The organism is Arthrobacter sp. NPDC058288 (assembly GCF_042880995.1).
Taxonomy (GTDB): domain Bacteria; phylum Actinomycetota; class Actinomycetes; order Actinomycetales; family Micrococcaceae; genus Arthrobacter.
Genome location: NZ_JBHVYH010000006.1, coordinates 215,618 through 230,970 on the forward strand (window position 1 = coordinate 215,618; position 15,353 = coordinate 230,970).

14 protein-coding genes are annotated in these 15,353 nt (G+C 65.1%); 4 read left to right on the plus strand and 10 right to left on the minus strand.

The features are described 5' to 3' along the window. Positions 1 to 80 precede the first annotated feature (80 nt). From ACFVWT_RS16500 to ACFVWT_RS16515, 4 genes are read left to right on the plus strand one after another with little or no spacing between them, the layout of a single operon-like run. Positions 81 to 1,580: a CoA-acylating methylmalonate-semialdehyde dehydrogenase gene (locus ACFVWT_RS16500; RefSeq protein ID WP_390249661.1), complete on the plus strand. Its 1,500-nt coding sequence runs from the start codon at positions 81 to 83 to the stop codon at positions 1,578 to 1,580. Beyond that, a complete protein-coding gene (locus ACFVWT_RS16505) occupies positions 1,580 to 2,671 on the plus strand; it encodes an enoyl-CoA hydratase/isomerase family protein (RefSeq protein WP_390249664.1) in 1,092 nt (363 codons plus the stop codon). Before ACFVWT_RS16500 ends, ACFVWT_RS16505 begins: the two co-directional genes overlap by 1 nt. Then, the gene (gene mmsB, locus ACFVWT_RS16510; protein WP_390249666.1) at positions 2,664 to 3,596 is read left to right on the plus strand and encodes a 3-hydroxyisobutyrate dehydrogenase; all 933 of its coding nucleotides are present in this window, start codon (positions 2,664 to 2,666) and stop codon (positions 3,594 to 3,596) included. Before ACFVWT_RS16505 ends, mmsB begins: the two co-directional genes overlap by 8 nt. Before the next feature lie 53 nt (positions 3,597 to 3,649). Next, a complete protein-coding gene (locus tag ACFVWT_RS16515) occupies positions 3,650 to 4,429 on the plus strand; it encodes an enoyl-CoA hydratase (RefSeq protein ID WP_390249668.1) in 780 nt (259 codons plus the stop codon). Here ACFVWT_RS16515 and ACFVWT_RS16520 read toward each other — a convergent pair. From ACFVWT_RS16520 to ACFVWT_RS16565, 10 genes are all read right to left on the minus strand, one after another. Beyond that, on the minus strand, positions 4,426 to 5,415 hold the full coding sequence (locus tag ACFVWT_RS16520) for a PfkB family carbohydrate kinase (RefSeq protein ID WP_390249670.1): 990 nt from the start codon (positions 5,413 to 5,415) through the stop codon (positions 4,426 to 4,428). The genes ACFVWT_RS16515 and ACFVWT_RS16520 overlap by 4 nt on opposite strands. Beyond that, a complete protein-coding gene (locus ACFVWT_RS16525) occupies positions 5,412 to 6,905 on the minus strand; it encodes a glycoside hydrolase family 32 protein (RefSeq protein WP_390249672.1) in 1,494 nt (497 codons plus the stop codon). Before ACFVWT_RS16525 ends, ACFVWT_RS16520 begins: the two co-directional genes overlap by 4 nt. Positions 6,906 to 7,015: 110 nt before the next feature. Then, complete coding sequence (locus ACFVWT_RS16530) at positions 7,016 to 8,626, minus strand: ABC transporter substrate-binding protein (protein ID WP_390249674.1); 1,611 nt, start codon at positions 8,624 to 8,626, stop codon at positions 7,016 to 7,018. Positions 8,627 to 8,721: 95 nt separating this feature from the next. Beyond that, positions 8,722 to 9,684 (minus strand): carbohydrate ABC transporter permease, encoded by a 963-nt coding sequence (locus ACFVWT_RS16535; RefSeq protein ID WP_390249676.1) that lies wholly within the window; start codon positions 9,682 to 9,684, stop codon positions 8,722 to 8,724. Positions 9,685 to 9,691: 7 nt separating this feature from the next. Next, positions 9,692 to 10,672 (minus strand): ABC transporter permease, encoded by a 981-nt coding sequence (locus tag ACFVWT_RS16540; RefSeq protein WP_390249678.1) that lies wholly within the window; start codon positions 10,670 to 10,672, stop codon positions 9,692 to 9,694. Continuing rightward, positions 10,669 to 11,712, minus strand: a complete 1,044-nt coding sequence (locus ACFVWT_RS16545; protein WP_390249680.1) for a LacI family DNA-binding transcriptional regulator — start codon at positions 11,710 to 11,712, stop codon at positions 10,669 to 10,671. The genes ACFVWT_RS16540 and ACFVWT_RS16545 overlap by 4 nt, the downstream gene beginning before the upstream one ends. Before the next feature lie 121 nt (positions 11,713 to 11,833). Further along, positions 11,834 to 12,466 (minus strand): class I SAM-dependent methyltransferase, encoded by a 633-nt coding sequence (locus tag ACFVWT_RS16550; RefSeq protein ID WP_390249682.1) that lies wholly within the window; start codon positions 12,464 to 12,466, stop codon positions 11,834 to 11,836. A gap of 141 nt (positions 12,467 to 12,607) precedes the next feature. Beyond that, complete coding sequence (locus ACFVWT_RS16555; RefSeq protein WP_390249684.1) at positions 12,608 to 13,036, minus strand: DUF1761 domain-containing protein; 429 nt, start codon at positions 13,034 to 13,036, stop codon at positions 12,608 to 12,610. A 10-nt stretch (positions 13,037 to 13,046) separates the two neighbouring features. Then, positions 13,047 to 13,553, minus strand: a complete 507-nt coding sequence (locus tag ACFVWT_RS16560; protein ID WP_390249686.1) for a MarR family winged helix-turn-helix transcriptional regulator — start codon at positions 13,551 to 13,553, stop codon at positions 13,047 to 13,049. Positions 13,554 to 13,582: 29 nt separating this feature from the next. Continuing rightward, positions 13,583 to 15,322, minus strand: coding sequence for an AMP-binding protein (locus ACFVWT_RS16565; RefSeq protein ID WP_390249688.1), 1,740 nt, complete (start codon positions 15,320 to 15,322; stop codon positions 13,583 to 13,585). Positions 15,323 to 15,353: the final 31 nt, after the last annotated feature.

Sequence of the window (15,353 nt, forward strand, 5' to 3'; positions counted from 1 at the left end):
GCAGTCTGGAATTTAGTAGGAAGTCCGAGTATATTCAGCAGCAAGGATGATGTAGGTCACATGCAAAGGAGCATTCCGCCATGGTTCGCGAGCTATCCCATTACATAGACGGACAGCGGGTGGATGGCACCTCAGGGCGCTTCGCCGACGTCTACGATCCCTGCACCGGCGAGGTCCAGGCCAAGGTGCCGTTGGCCGGCGCCGACGAAGTGCGCAACGTGGTTGCCAGCGCGGAGAAAGCCCAGCTTGAGTGGGGCGCCATGAATCCCCAGCGCCGCGGCCGGATCCTGCTGAAGTTCGTCGACCTGGTGAACGAGCACCTGGACGAACTGGCCGCGCTGCTCTCCTCCGAACACGGCAAGACGCTCCTGGACGCCAAGGGGGACATCCAGCGCGGCATTGAGGTGGTGGAATTCTCCGCCGGCGCCCCTCACCTGCTCAAAGGCGAGTTTTCGGACAATGCCGGGACCGGAATCGACGTGCACTCGCTGCGCCAGCCGCTCGGCGTGGTGGCCGGAATTACGCCCTTCAACTTCCCCGCCATGATTCCGCTGTGGAAGTCCGGACCTGCCCTGGCCGCGGGCAATGCATTCATCCTCAAGCCTTCGGAGCGGGATCCGTCCGTGCCGCTGCGCCTCGCGGAACTCTTCACCGAGGCAGGTGTCCCGGACGGCGTGTTCAACGTGGTCAACGGTGACAAGGAGGCAGTGGACGCGCTGCTCGAGGACGATCGGGTCAAGGCGATCGGCTTCGTGGGTTCCACCCCGATTGCCCAGTACATCTATGCCACCGCAGCCGCCCACGGAAAGCGTGCACAGTGCTTCGGCGGGGCCAAGAACCACATGGTGATCATGCCGGATGCGGACCTGGACATGGCCGTCGATGCCCTGATGGGCGCGGGCTACGGCTCCGCGGGGGAACGGTGCATGGCCATCTCCGTGGCGGTCCCGGTGGGCAAGGAGACGGCCGATGCCCTGGTGTCCAAGCTGGAGGAGCGGGTCAAGCACCTCAAAGTGGGGCACAGCCTGGCCAAGGACTCGGACTTCGGGCCGGTGGTGGCGGCATCCGCCAAGGAGCGGATCGAAGGCTACATCCAGTCCGGCGTGGACCAGGGCGCCACCCTCGTGGCGGACGGCCGCGGCCTCACCGTGGACGGCTACGACGGCGGGTTCTGGGTAGGCCCCACCCTCTTCGACAACGTCACCAAGGACATGAAGATCTACAAGGAGGAGATCTTCGGCCCGGTGCTCAGCGTCCTCCGCGCAGCCGACTACGACGAAGCCCTCCGGCTCTGCAGCGAACACGAATTCGGCAACGGGGTGGCCATCTTCACGCGCGACGGCGACGCCGCGCGCGACTTCGCCAGCCGCGTCCAGGTGGGTATGGTGGGCATCAACGTGCCCATCCCGGTGCCCATTGCCTACTACACGTTCGGCGGCTGGAAGGCCTCCGGCTTCGGGGACCTGAACCAGCACGGGGCCGACGCGTTCCGTTTCTACACCAAGACCAAGACCGTGACCACCCGCTGGCCTTCCGGCATCCGCCAGGGCGCCAGCTTCGTGATGCCGGAAGGCAGCTGATGACCGAAGAAACCACAGCAGCAAAGTCCGCAGCCGGCGCCGCTGATGAAGTCCTGTTTGAGCGGCGCGGCCACCTCGGCGTTATCACCCTCAATCGCCCCAAGGCCGTCAACGCGCTGACGCTGGGGATGGTGGGCGCCATGCTGGAGCAACTGGCCGCCTGGGCGGAGGACCACCGCGTTGCAACCGTCCTGGTGCACGGCGCCGGAGACCGCGGCCTCTGCGCCGGCGGCGACATCGTGGCGATTTACCAGGACATGCTGGCGGGAGGGAAGGAAGCGGCCGGCTTCTGGCAGAACGAATACCGGCTGAATTCCCTCATCGCCGGCTACCCCAAGCCGTATGTGGCTTTCATGGACGGACTGGTGCTCGGCGGCGGCGTGGGCGTCTCGGCGCACGGTTCCGTGCGGATAGTCACCGAGCGCACCCGCACGGGAATGCCGGAGACCACCATTGGATTTGTGCCCGACGTCGGCGGCACCTTGCTGCTGTCCCGCTCGCCGGGGGAGGCGGGCACCCATGCGGCCTTGACGGGCGCCCACCTGAGCGGCGCGGATGCCCTCTTCCTGGGCCTGGCGGACCACTTCGTGGCGTCCGGGAACCTTCCCGCGCTGGCAGCGGCGCTGGAAACCGAACCGGCGGACGCCGCCGTCGAACGCTTCGTGGAGAAGCCGCCCGCCTCGGTGCTGGCCGGGCAGCGGGACTGGATCGACGCCTGCTACGCCAGCGACGACGCGGAGGACATCCTCCGCAGGCTCCGCAGTTTCGACGGCGAAGCCGCCAGCGAGGCGGCGGACAGCATCGAGGCGAAGTCGCCCACCGCCGTGAAGGTGGCACTGGAATCGCTCCGCCGCGTGCGGACGATGACGCTGGAGGAGGCACTGGCGCAGGAATACCGCGTCGGTCTGCGGTTCCTGGCCGGTGCCGATTTCCGCGAAGGCATTCGTGCGCAGGTGGTGGACAAGGACCGGAACCCGCACTGGAAGCCGGCCAGCCTGCACGAGGTCTCCGCGGCCGACGTCGAGAGGTTCTTCGAGCCGCTGGGGGACCGGGAACTCAACCTGCATTCAAAGGAGGCGCGCAATGTCTGATGCAACAGGATCCGGGAAGAAGGAACACATCGCGTTCCTCGGGCTGGGACACATGGGCGGGCCCATGGCCGCCAACCTGGTCAAGGCCGGGTACACGGTGGCGGGATTCGACGTGGTGCCGGCAGCGCTGGACTCGGCCCGCGAGCACGGCGTACCCACGGCGGCGACCCCCGCCGAAGCCGTTGCCGGAGCCGACGTGGTGCTCACTATGTTCCCCAGCGGACAGCACGTCCTGGACGCCTACCGCGGGACGGACGGGCGGCCGGGGCTGCTGGACGTGGCCGGGCCGGACACCATGTTCCTGGACTGCTCCACCATCAACGTTGAGGAGGCCCGCGCAGCGTCGGCGCTCGCGGTTGCCGCCGGGCACCGGGCCGTCGATGCCCCCGTCTCCGGCGGCGTGGTGGGGGCCGAAGCCGGCACCCTGACCTTCATGGTGGGCGCACTGCCGGAGGACTTCGAATCCGTCCGGCCGCTGCTGGAAGTGATGGGCAAGCGGGTGGTCCACTGCGGCGGCCACGGCGCTGGCCAGGCCGCCAAGGTCTGCAACAACCTGATTTTGGGCATCTCCATGATCGCGGTGAGCGAAGCATTCGTGCTCGGCGAAAAGCTGGGGCTGACCCACCAGGCGCTGTTCGATGTTGCGTCCGCGGCGTCGGGGCAGTGCTGGGCGCTCACCACCAACTGCCCGGTTCCGGGGCCGGTGCCCACCAGTCCGGCCAACCGCGACTACCAGCCTGGCTTCGCCGGGGCGCTGATGGCGAAGGACCTCAAGCTGGCCCTCAACGCGCTCCAAAGCACCGGGGTAGCCGCCCGGATGGGGCCGCTGGCGTCGGAGATCTACGATACGTTTGCGGCTGAGGGCGGCGCGGGCCGGGACTTCTCCGGCATCATCACGGACATCCGTGACAAGTCCGCGCACTAGGCAGCTTTTGAAACAGAGCCACATTTGAAGCAGAACCACGCGAGGAGTCAGGCATGACGGAACAGTACGGGAACATTCTGGTGGAACAGCGCGGACGCGTGGGGCTGGTGACGCTCAACCGGCCGGAAGCACTGAATGCGCTGAACAAGGCCACCATGGACGAACTCGTTGCTGCCGTCACGGCCATGGACTCGGATCCCGGTGTGGGTGCCGTGGTAGTCACCGGGTCCGGCAAGGCGTTTGCCGCCGGCGCGGACATCAAGGAGATGGCGGCCCAGGGCTACATGGACATGTACGCCGCGGACTGGTTCCGCGGCTGGGAGGATTTCACGCGGCTCCGCATTCCGGTGGTGGCAGCAGTCTCGGGCTTCGCCCTGGGCGGCGGCTGCGAGCTGGCCATGATGTGCGATTTCATCATCGCCGGGGACAACGCCAAGTTCGGCCAGCCGGAGATCAACCTGGGCGTCCTGCCGGGCATGGGCGGATCGCAGCGCCTCACGCGGGCCGTGGGCAAGGCCAAGGCCATGGACCTGATCCTCACCGGGCGGTTCATGGATGCGGAGGAGGCCGAGCGTGCCGGCCTGGTGTCCAGGGTGGTTCCGGCAGCCGACGTGGTGGAAGAGGCCGTGAAAGCGGCAGAGGTGATCGCTTCCAAGTCCAAGTCGGCGGCGATGCTGGCCAAGGAAGCCGTCAACGCCGCCTTTGAAACCGGCCTGGCCCAAGGGGTGCTTTTCGAACGGCGCCTCTTCCACTCACTGTTCGCCACCGATGACCAGAAGGAAGGCATGGCCGCCTTCACGGAGAAGCGCCAGCCCGAGTTCAAGCACCGCTAGGGGCCGGCACCAGTCCCGCAAGGAAGCGCCGTGCTGGCTATGCCGGCACTCGAGGCGTGTGCCGTCAGCGCAGCTTCCAGTTCCTCGGCTGTCGGCGGACTCGCGCCCGCCCGGCCCACGGTGATGGCCGCAGCCAGCGCTGCTGTATGGCCAATGGTTGTGAGCTGTGAGAACGCCAGGCCGTCGGTCCCGACGGTGAGCAGCCCGTAGATGAGTGCCGCCATGTACGAGTCGCCAGCGCCGATGGTGTCTTCAACCACGCACTTGATGGCCGGGATGAACAGCTTGGCGGTTCGGGTCGCCATCAGGGACCCGTCAGGGCCGAGGGTCATGGCGACCATATCCGCTCCCAGCTTGAGAACCCGGGAGGCAACGTCATCGAAACTGTGCCCGGGGTAGAGCCACGAGGCGTCCTCATTGCTGAGTTTGACCACGTTCGTCAAAGGAACCAGGTCTTCGAACATCGAGCGGGCCTCAGCCTGGGTGCCCAGGAGTTCCGGCCGGATGTTGGGGTCGTACGTGATCATGCATTCCGTGCGTGACTGTTCCAGGAGTGCCCTCACCGCCGTTGCTCCAGGAGCCAGAAAGGTTGCTATGGAGCCCGTATGGAGAATTCGGGGGATGACGATTGGCGTGGCTGTGGGAAGTTCCCAGCTAATGTCGAAGTCGTACCGGGCCGACCCCTCGGCGGTGAGAGTGGCAGTGGCTGTGGCGGTGCGCCCGGGATGCCGGGAGCCGGGCAGGACCCGGACACCGGCGCGGGCGAGGTGATTTTCAACCACGGAACCGCGCCGGTCCCCGCCAATGGACGTCAAGAGCGTGGTGTCCACGCCCAGGCGCCCGAGGCCGTAGGCGACGTTTGCCGGCGATCCGCCGGGATGTTCCGTCGTCCCGCTGGTAGTGGTGACGATGTCCACCAGGGACTCGCCCACCACCAGGACGTCCGACGGAGATGGGGCGGCGTGATTGTTGGGATGCACGGTCATGCCAGGTCCGTAAGCTGCAGGGAAGCCTCCGCCGTGCCCCCGTTGGAGAACACTGTGATGCCGGTGTTTGAAGGGTCCGGGAATATTAGTTCAGTAAGTGTCACGAGTCCGCCCTGCGCGAAAACTTCGACCGAGCAGTGGTCCACGAAGATCCGCAGGGAGTAGGTCCCATCGTCTGCCAGAAGCGGTGCCGTGCTGATGGACGGGAAGGCCTCGTGGAAGCCAGTGTCGCCGGAGTTGGTTCGGTCCACCATGAGTTGTCCGGTGCCGGGGCGGATGCTGACCCGGGTCCCCGATGAACCGTTCCCGGCTCCCCGAACCACCAGGCCGAACTCGCTGGCTGTCCCCGCCGTAAAGGTGGCCTCGATCAGCTGGACCGGCGTGCCGCCGTCGACCTTTACGCTGCCGTTCAGGGACAGGCGCTGGGTCGGTCCGGATACAGAACCCTCGGTGCATTCCGGCGCTGGCTGCTGGACGAGCCGGGGTTCACCGCGAACCGAGGAGAGGGACACTTCGCGCACCAGGCTCATGGGGCTCCGCCAGGGCGAAGTGGGGATGTGGTTGGCATACTGCCAGTTGTTCATCCAGCCGATCATCAGCCGGCGTCCGCCGGGGACATTGCTGAAGGACACGGCCGCGTAGTAGTCCCGGCCCCAATCGAGCCAGTGGTAGTCAACCACGCGCTCCGGGTCCTGCATGCCCTCCGTGACGGTCGTCCCGGAGGTGAACGTCACGCCGTCGAACTCTCCCACGAAGTACTGCCCTGCTGATCCTCCGTTGGGTCCGCCGGGGTTCATGTTCACGCTCAGGACCCACCTGGTGTTTCCTGCATCTCCGTCCACGGGCAGTTCAAAAAGGTCCGGGCACTCCCAGATGCCGCCGGTGCCGTTGGCCGGGCCGAAAGTGCTGAGGTATTCCCAGTTCCTAAGGTCGTCGGAGCGGTAGAGCAGCACGGCGTAGTCGTGGGCTTCGACAGCGGCCATCACCCAGTAGCTTCCGGCGGGGCCGTCGTAGCGGAAGACCTTGGGGTCGCGGAATTCCGGCGAGTTCCTGGTGAGGACCGGGTTGCCGGAGTACTTGGTCCAGGTGTATCCGCCGTCGGTGCTCCACGCGATGGACTGGGCCTGCATGCCCTCGTGGGCTGAGCCGGCTTTGTAGGCGCTGGTGTAGACGGCTACCAGCGGGGAGGTTCCGGACGTGCCGAAGCCGGCAGTGTTGTGCTGGTCCACCACGATGCTGCCCGAGAAGATTTCCTCAGTTTCGTCGCAGGGGATGGCCACCGGCTGCTCGTTCCAGTTCACCAGGTCGGTGGATGTGGCGTGACCCCAGGACATGTTGCTGTGGACGTTTCCGAAGGGGTTGTTCTGGTAGTACAGGTGATAAATGCCGTCATGGAAGACCAAGCCGTTGGGGTCGTTGAGCCAGGTGTCCTTGCAGGCGTAGTGCATCGCCGGCCGGTAGGCCCCAAGGGTGGGCGTGGCGGTGTTCATGGATCAGGGTCTCGTTTCGTGGAGCTGCCGCGGGAAGTGTGGGGGCCCGGGCAGGCTGATGGAGCCGCCGGGCACGGAAGTCCGTGCCCGGCGGCTGGGATGCGGGAAGGTCAGGAGTTCTTCTGGTACCTGTCGAAGGCCTGCTGGTAGACGTCCACCATCTTTTCCAGGCCGATGTTCTTCAGCTGCGAGACGTATCCGTCCCACTCCGCCTCGATGCCGCCGGAGACGATCCATTTCGCCGTGGTCTGCTTGACGATAGCGGCCACGTCTGTCTCGATGGTGCTGATCTGCTGCACTTCCTCGTTGGACAGTGCCACCGGGGGGTAGCCGTCGTTGGCTGCGAAAGGCTTGTAGTTCTCCTCGACGGTCTTCTGCCGCTCGGCCGCGCGCGGCTCGGGTGCCACGACCTTCTCGAAGTTCTCCGCGGTGTTGGCCTTCGGGCCGCCCGGGGCAACCTTCTGGCGGCGTTCGCCTTCACTGGTTCCCGCGGCCGCGGGGATCTGGGTCAGCAGCCCGGTGGCGGGGTCCTTCTGCAGGGTTTCACCGATGGGGCCCCAGTTGGCCTGGGCGGACTGGATGGGATCGTACAGGTTGTCTGCCCAGCGGATGGTGGCGGCAGGGTATTTGTTGGTTCGGGTCACAGCGAAGGCGCCGCGGGCGATTTCCTGGTTGTTGGACTGGCTGGCGAGCCGCTTGCCGTCCACGCCCTCAAGTACGGGGAGCAGTTTGTAGTCGCCGGCGCGGTCGGCGCCGACCATTTCCTTGACTTCCCACCAGACGAAGGAGCCCAGGTTTTCGGTGCCGGCCTTGCCCTTGGCCAGGTAGGCTTTGTCATCCTGGGAGAACGATTCGGGATCGATCAGGCCCTCCTGATACCAGGCATGCAGGGTCTGGAGAGCCTTCTTGTAGCCGTCCTGGGTGGCGGTGTAGACGACCTTGCCGTCCTGGACGATCCTGTGGTCCATGTTGTCCGGGACTCCGCCCAAAGCGGCGATGAGGTCAACAATGTCACCGCACCAGGAGCCGGGCATGAAGCTCAACGGGATGGTCTTGCCGGTGCCTGAGGCGTCCTTGGTCTTGAAGGCGACCAGGGCATCATGCAGTTCGTCCACGGTCCTGGGCATCGGGATGCCCAGCTTGTTCAGCCACGCGGTGTTGATCGCCATCTCGTTGGGGAACTGGACGAGTCCCAGTTCTTCGATCGAGGGCAGGGAGTAAATGTGCCCGTCGGAGGAGGTGATGGCCGCTTTGATGTCCGGCCGGTCGGCGAGCAGCTTGGACAGATTGGGGGCATTCTTCTGAATGAGGTCTTCAAGTGGGATCAGTGTTCCGCTGGCCGAGTAGGTGGCGATTTCCGCGTCGGTGAGCCCGCTGTTGAAGAAGGCATCGGGCAGGTCGCCGCTGGCCAGGATGAGGTTCTTCTTTTCCTTGAACACCGTCTCCGGGAGGTTCTCCCAGTCGATGTGGATGTTGGTGTCCTTTTCCCACTGCTGCACCAGGGACATGGTGTTGTAATCAGGGGCGAGCGCTGACTTGGTTCCGGAGAACTTGAGCGTCAGCGTGTCCTTGACGATCGGGAAGCCGGTCTCCTGGAAGCCGAACTCCGCGGAAGAGTCTTTGACGGCAGCGGAACTGTTGGAGCTGCCCGAGCAGGCGGTGAACAGCATCGTTCCTGCCATGAGGGCGCCAAGGACGGCTAGTTTGCGGCTGGTAGCCATGGGTCGTTCCTTTTCTGGGTGGAGGAGGAGGAGGAGATGTGGTGACGGCGAAAGGAAGTTCCGGCGTCGGGCATTGCGTTTGATTTCTAAGACGGTCAGCTCTTCACGGCGCCGATCATGGTGCCTTTGGTGAAGTGCTTCTGCATGAACGGAAGCGCGATCATCAGCGGCAGGCTGGAGACGACGATCATGGCGTACTTGGTCAGTTCGCCGATTCTCTGCGCTGCGGCGTAGGACTCGATGTCTCCACCTGTGGTGCCGGCGGAGGAGACGTCCGACTGGATCAGGATGTTCCGGAGCACCAGCTGCAGCGGGTATTTCGTGTCATCGTTCAGGAAGATGAGGGCGTCGAAGAACGAGTTCCAGTGCGCCACCACGTGGACCATGATCATCAGCATGATCAGCGGCTTGGACAGTGGCAGGACCATCCTGAAGAAGAAGGTAAAGTCGTTGGCGCCGTCCATCTGGGCCGCTTCCCGGAGCTCCCCCGGGATGGTGTTTTCGAAGAACGACCGGGCGATGATCAGGTTCCACACACCCACGGCACCGGGCAGCACAACTGCCCAGACAGTGTCCAGCATGCCGAGGTCCCGGACCACCAGGTACTTCGTGATGAGGCCGCCGTCGAAGAACATGGTGACAACGAACAGGAGCATCAGGATCTTCCGCCCCGGCATGTCCTTGCGGGACAGGGCGTAAGCGCCGAACAGGATGGTGGTCACGCTGATGGCCGAGCCCAGGACGGTGTAAATCACGGTGTTGCCCAGGCCGTTCCAGATCCGGCTGTCCGCGAAGATCCGCTGGTATCCCTCCAGGGTCACACCGGACGGGAACAGCCAGACTTTGCCTTCGTAGACGGCGTTGGGATCGCTGATGGAGGCGATGACGATGAAGTAGAGCGGGTAGACCACCGCGATGATGGACAGCGACAGGATGGTGACGGCGGCGATGTTGAAGGCGGAGTCTGCCCACCTGTCGCGGAACGTTTGCGTGCGCTTAGCGGGTTGGGGCCTCGTTGCAGGGGCCGGAACGGCCACGGGTTGGGTGTTCAGGGTCATAGCGGCATCACCACAGGGTTGCTTGGTTGGCCCGGCGCGCTACCCAGTTGAAGGTCAGCAGCAGCACGAGGTTGAGGACGGAATTGAACAGGCCGATGGCGGCCGAATAGCTGAACTGGGCCTGTTGCAGGCCGGCGTGGTAGACGTACGTCTGGATGATTTCCGACGTCGGCAGGTTCAGGTTTGTCTGCATGAGCAGCGCCTTTTCGAAGCCGACGTTGAGCAGGTTGCCGATGGCCAGGATGAACAGGACGGTGATAACGGGCATGATGCCCGGCAGATCGATGTGCCGGATGCGCTGCAGTTTGGAGGCGCCGTCCACCTTGGCGGCGTCGTGCAGGGCGGGGTCGATGCCGGACAGGGCCGCCAGGTAGACAATCATGGCGAAGCCGGCGTTTTGCCAGACATCGGAGATCACGTAGATGGGCCGGAACCACTCGGCGGAGCCCATGAAGAAAACGGGTTCACCTCCCGCCAACTGGATCGCATTGTTCACCAGCCCGGACCGCGGGGAAAGCAGGACGAACATGATGCCCACCACCACCACCGTGGAGATGAACGCCGGCGAGTACAGCACCGTCTGGGTGAACTTCTTGAACCGCTCGCTCTGAAGCTGGTTGACCAGGAGGGCCAGGATGATCGGGATCGGGAAGGCCACAAGCAGGCCCAGGACGGCGATCCAGAGCGTGTTTCCCACGACCTGGCTGAACTGGTAAGAGTTGATGAACCGTATGAAGTGCTGCAGCCCGACCCACGGGCTCCCGGTAAAACCGTCCACGGGGTTGTAGTTGCGGAATGCGATCTGCACCCCGTACATGGGCCAGTACTTGAAGACGGCGATGTAAATCAGCGCCGGAATTAGTAATACGTATAACTGCCAGGCCCTGCCGACCCTTTTCAGGCGCAGCGGAAGCGGCTTCCTGCTTGTGGGCCGGGGTGTTGGAGCCAGCGGCGGTGCCGGCGTGGATCGGGCCAAGGTGCGGCTCATGGCTTCTCCTTTGGATGTGTCACTGAGTTCCGTTCAATCAGGGGGCAGGTCATGAACTCGACCCGTCCGTCCGGCTCGGCGCCCTGCAGGATGAGGTCGACCGCGCGGCGCCCCATTTCCACGAAGGGCAACTCAAGGGTGGTGAGACCCGGCCGCAGGTGCGGGGCCAGGGTTTCCTGGTTGTCGAAGCCGACGATGGATAGATCGCGGGGAATCGACAGGTGCAGCTCCGTGGCGGCCTGGTAGGCGCCCCACGCGGTGCGGTCATTCGCGCAGAAGATGGCCGTCGGCGGGTTACTTCCCGCCATGAGGTCCATGGTGTGGGTAAATCCGTCCAGCTCATTGCCGCTGCCGAAGCGCACCAGCTCCGGGCGGATGGGCAGCCCGGCTTCGGTCATGGCTTTCGTGTAGCCGTTGAACCGTCCGACGGCGGCGGGAAGTTCGCTCTCGAGCGTTTCGATGTTGATCATCGCCACCCGCTCATGCCCTGCGTCGAGAAGCCGTCGGGTCGCGGTGTAGCCGCCCAGTTCCTCATCCGGCGCAACGCTGGGAAGTCTCAGCTTGCGATCCTGCGAGTTCAGCACAACCGAAGGGACTGTCGAGAGGGCCTCGGGTACGTCGAGTCGCCGGTGGTACATGCCAGCGTAGACAACGCCAGCCACCTTGTAAGACAGCATGGAGTCCAGCGAGGCTGCCTCCAGGGCTTTGTCGCCACCCGTGTTCATGGTGAGCAGGAGGAGGCCGTCCTCCCAGGCGCGCTCTTGTGCCCCCTCGATGATCTTTCCTGCGAAAGGGGCGGTGGCGACGGCGTCGCCCAGGAAGCCGATGATGCCCGAAATGCCGTCCCGGAGGGTCTTGGCGTGGGCGTTGGTGCGGTAGCCAAGCTGCTGCACGGCATCCATCACGCGCTTCCGGGTTTCGTCCGAAAAGCGGGAACCGGAAGCGGAGTTCAGTACCAAGGAAACTGTTGCCTGGGAAACGCCGGCGGCTGCCGCTACGTCGTGCATGGTGGGACCTGATGATGGTCGGGACTTAGTCACGGGCACCTCCTTGGGCCTTCGTTATACGAATCAGTTATTCGTATAACTGACGAGAAAAACTGTAACCTGCGTCATAGGACGCCGTCAAGTATTGGTTGTGGAGCCTGCGAGTCGGGCCGGTCTAGGGCCGGGGTGCCCGCCGGTGGGCGCGGAGCACTGAATCGGTGACGGTGACGGTGCCTCCGTCTGTGTCCTCCACGGACCGCCGGCGGGCTTCGCAGACGTCGATTTCCCACTCGTCCGGATCCAGGCCGGCCGCGATTTCCTCGGGGGTGAAGAGCAGGCCGGGCTCGCTGGGGCGTCGGATTCCCACTTCCAGGTCCGAGGGGTGGTGGCCTACAACCAGGAGCGTCCCGCCGGGAGCCACGGACGCTGCCAGCCGGTGGTACAGCTCGGTCCGCTCGGCCAACGGCAGGTGCATGAACTGGGCGGACACCAGGTCGAAGGTGCCCGAGGGCGGCGGTGAACTGGTCAGGTCGTGATGGACCCAGGTGATCCGCGCGGCAGCTGCCGCATCCTGCGATGCCCGCTCGGCCGCCCGTGCCAGGGCCACGGAGGAGATGTCCACCGCCGTGACGCGCCAGCCCTGGCGTGCCAGCCACAGTGAATCGGCCCCTTCGCCGCTGCCCACGTCCAGCACGGAGCCGGGACGCAATCCGGCGGCCTCGGCCAGCAGGTGCGGGTTGGGGTTGGCACTCCAGACTGAGCCGTGCTGGCGGTAGCGTTCATCCCAGAACGACTCGTCAAACTTCATCCGTGATCTCCTTGCTGGCCGGCACTCACGTCCCGGCAGCGTGCCCTCAAAGACGGCCCGCCCTGTGCCGTGACACTGCCACGATACGCCGTCGCGGCGCCCTCCATTTCCTTAGGCTTCACAACGGGACCCGGCATCTGCCTAGGCTGCGCTGATGCCGAAGAGCCCGATGATCAGGCCCATCACCACCAGGGTGACCAGTTCGTGCGTGCAGTTCAGGACGGTCAGGGCGGCGGGACGGCCGTCGAAGGCGTCGTGCGTGATGAAGCGTGCGGCGGTGAAGCCGGCCCACAGGATGACCGCTGTGATCAGGGTGTTCGCCAGGAAGTTCCCGCCGTAGAAGTGCTGGGAAATGGCGGCAGATCCGGCCAGGACCAGGGCGCTGACGAAGCTGACCACCAGCGTGATCAGGATGGGCTTCACGGCATCCTTGGCATCCCCGCTGGGCGTGACTTTCGCGAGCTTCATCCAGTAGTTGCCGAAGACCCTGGGGGTGTACCAGACCGAGCCCACCACCATGCTGGACAGGGTGGCCAGCAGGACGGCCCAGATGTTGATTTCCGGAATCAATGTGTTCTCCTCAATCGGCGAAGTCGCCGGCGTTCCGGCGGAAGTTTCCCAGGATCCTGATCAGCTGGTCTACGTCCTGGCCGGCGAAACCGGACTGGCCGAACACCTCGGTATTGAGTGCCGCCGTCGCACTTTTGGCCAGGGTGCGGCCCTCCGCGGTGAGTTCGATCAGGGTGGTGCGGCCGTCGGTCGGGTGCGGGGAGCGGACCACCAGGCCCGCGTCCTGGAGGCGGTCGACGGCGTTGGTCACCGAGGTGGGGTGGACCTGCAGGAGTGCGCTCGCCTTGTTCATGGGCAGCGCACCGCTGCGGGCGAAACTCAGCAGCGCCAGGAGCTCGTAGCGGGCGAACGTCAGGCCGAAGGGCTTGAGCACTCCCTCGATCCGGGCCAGCAGGATCTGCTGGGTGCGCATGATGGCCGTGATGGCAGCCATGGGCGCGGCAACATCGCCCCAGCCGTGCCGTTCCCAGTTGCGTTGGGCGTCGGCGATGGGATCGCGCGGGAGGGGGGTTCCCATGGCACCTCCTGACAGTGGGTTGCTCCAGCCTAGCTTTTCAAACCCGGGAAATCCGACTCCGAGTACTCCACGCCCATGCCTTCCGGGACGGGGCCCGCGCCGTGCCGTAGCTCTTCGCTGTGCCGGAGCTCGACACGCCGGATCTTGCCCGAGATGGTCTTGGGCAGTTCCGCGAATTCCAGCCGCCGGATGCGCTTAAACGGGGCCAGGTGGTCGCGGCAATAGCGCAGGATGTCCTCGGCAAGTTCGGGGCCGGGCTGGTGGCCGGCGGCAAGGACCACAAACGCTTTCGGTACGGACAGCTTCAGCGCATCGGGAGAGGGAACGACGGCGGCCTCCGCCACCGCGGGATGCTCGATCAGGACGCTTTCCAGCTCGAACGGGGACAACCGGTAATCGGAGGATTTGAAGACGTCGTCGCCGCGGCCCACGTAGGTGATGATCCCGCGTTCGTCCCGGCTGGCCATGTCGCCCGTGTGGTAGTAACCGTCGCGGAAGGCGTCCGCGGTCTTCTCCGGGTCGCCGTAGTAGGCCTTCATCAGCCCCACGGGGCGGGGGTCGAGGCGGAGGCACAGCTCGCCGTCGTCGGCTTCTTCTCCGGTTGCCGGGTCCACGAGGACGACGTCGTAACCGGGCAGGGGCCTGCCCATGGCGCCGATCTTGATCGGCTGGCCCGGGGTGTTGGCGATCTGGACAGTGGATTCGGTCTGACCGAAGCCGTCGCGAATGGTCTGGCCCCAGGCGCGGTGCACCTGGTCGATCACCTCGGCGTTGAGGGGCTCCCCGGCGGACACCACCTTGGTGGGCGGGTTCTTCAGGAGGGTGAGATCCGCCTGGATCAGCATGCGCCACACGGTGGGCGGCGCGCAGAAGCTGGTCACCTTCTCGCGGTCCATCTGTTCCATCAGGGCCTTGGCGTCGAACCGGCTGTAGTTGTAGATGAACACGCAGGCCTCGGCGATCCAGGGCGTGAAGACATTGGACCAGGCGTGCTTGGCCCAGCCGGGTGAGGCGACGTTGAGGTGCACGTCCCCGGGTCCCATCCCGATCCAGAACATGGTGGACAGGTGGCCCACGGGGTAGGACGTGTGCGTGTGCTCCACGAGCTTGGCTTTGGACGTGGTCCCGGACGTGAAGTAGAGGAGCAGGGTTTCGTCCGCTTTGGTGGGGGCGTCAGGGGCAAAGTCTGTCGGGGCATTGTGGGAATCGGCATATCGGGCCACGCCTGCTGTCGTGACGGCGGCTTCGGCGGCGCTGCCGCCGTCGGCGATTTCGATCAGTTTGTAGTTGCCCGGAACGCCGGCAAACTTGCCGATGTTGGAACTTCCGACGGCGGCCCAGCCCGCCTCGCCGCGTTCCACCCGGTCCGCCAGGTCCGCCGGGCCCATCAGGGTGGTGGTGGGAATCATCACGATGCCCAGCTTGATGCCGGCCAGCATGAGTTCCCACAGCTCCACCTGGTTGCCCAGCATGATGATCATCCGGTCGCCGCGGCGAACGCCCTGGCTCCTGAGCCAGTTGGCCACCTGGTTGGAGCGCGCGGCCAGCTCCGCGAAGCTCCTTCGGGTGGCGCTGCCGTCCTGCTCCACGATCACCAGGGCGGGATTTGCGCCTTTGGCGGGGTCGGCTGCGATCTGGTCAAACCAGTCGAGGGCGAAGTTGAATTCTTCGAAGCGTGGCCACTGGAACTCATCCCGCGCCTGGTCGTAGTCCTCGTGGAGGGCCAGAAGCCTGTCCCTCACGGCCCGGAAGTCGTCGGTGACTGTCATGGGGCCCCTTTCGCCTAGTGATCCATGTCAC

Bases quoted from the DNA above. Each gene is read 5' to 3' on its own strand.
- ACFVWT_RS16500 (WP_390249661.1), top strand. From the start codon at position 81: ATGGTTCGCGAGCTATCCCATTACATAGACGGACAGCGGGTGGATGGC.
- ACFVWT_RS16540 (WP_390249678.1), bottom strand. From the start codon at position 10,672: ATGAGCCGCACCTTGGCCCGATCCACGCCGGCACCGCCGCTGGCTCCA.
- ACFVWT_RS16560 (WP_390249686.1), bottom strand. From the start codon at position 13,553: ATGGGAACCCCCCTCCCGCGCGATCCCATCGCCGACGCCCAACGCAAC.
- ACFVWT_RS16535 (WP_390249676.1), bottom strand. From the start codon at position 9,684: ATGACCCTGAACACCCAACCCGTGGCCGTTCCGGCCCCTGCAACGAGG.
- ACFVWT_RS16515 (WP_390249668.1), top strand. From the start codon at position 3,650: ATGACGGAACAGTACGGGAACATTCTGGTGGAACAGCGCGGACGCGTG.
- ACFVWT_RS16520 (WP_390249670.1), bottom strand. From the start codon at position 5,415: ATGACCGTGCATCCCAACAATCACGCCGCCCCATCTCCGTCGGACGTC.
- ACFVWT_RS16565 (WP_390249688.1), bottom strand. From the start codon at position 15,322: ATGACAGTCACCGACGACTTCCGGGCCGTGAGGGACAGGCTTCTGGCC.
- ACFVWT_RS16530 (WP_390249674.1), bottom strand. From the start codon at position 8,626: ATGGCTACCAGCCGCAAACTAGCCGTCCTTGGCGCCCTCATGGCAGGA.
- ACFVWT_RS16505 (WP_390249664.1), top strand. From the start codon at position 1,580: ATGACCGAAGAAACCACAGCAGCAAAGTCCGCAGCCGGCGCCGCTGAT.
- ACFVWT_RS16525 (WP_390249672.1), bottom strand. From the start codon at position 6,905: ATGAACACCGCCACGCCCACCCTTGGGGCCTACCGGCCGGCGATGCAC.
- mmsB (WP_390249666.1), top strand. From the start codon at position 2,664: ATGTCTGATGCAACAGGATCCGGGAAGAAGGAACACATCGCGTTCCTC.
- ACFVWT_RS16550 (WP_390249682.1), bottom strand. From the start codon at position 12,466: ATGAAGTTTGACGAGTCGTTCTGGGATGAACGCTACCGCCAGCACGGC.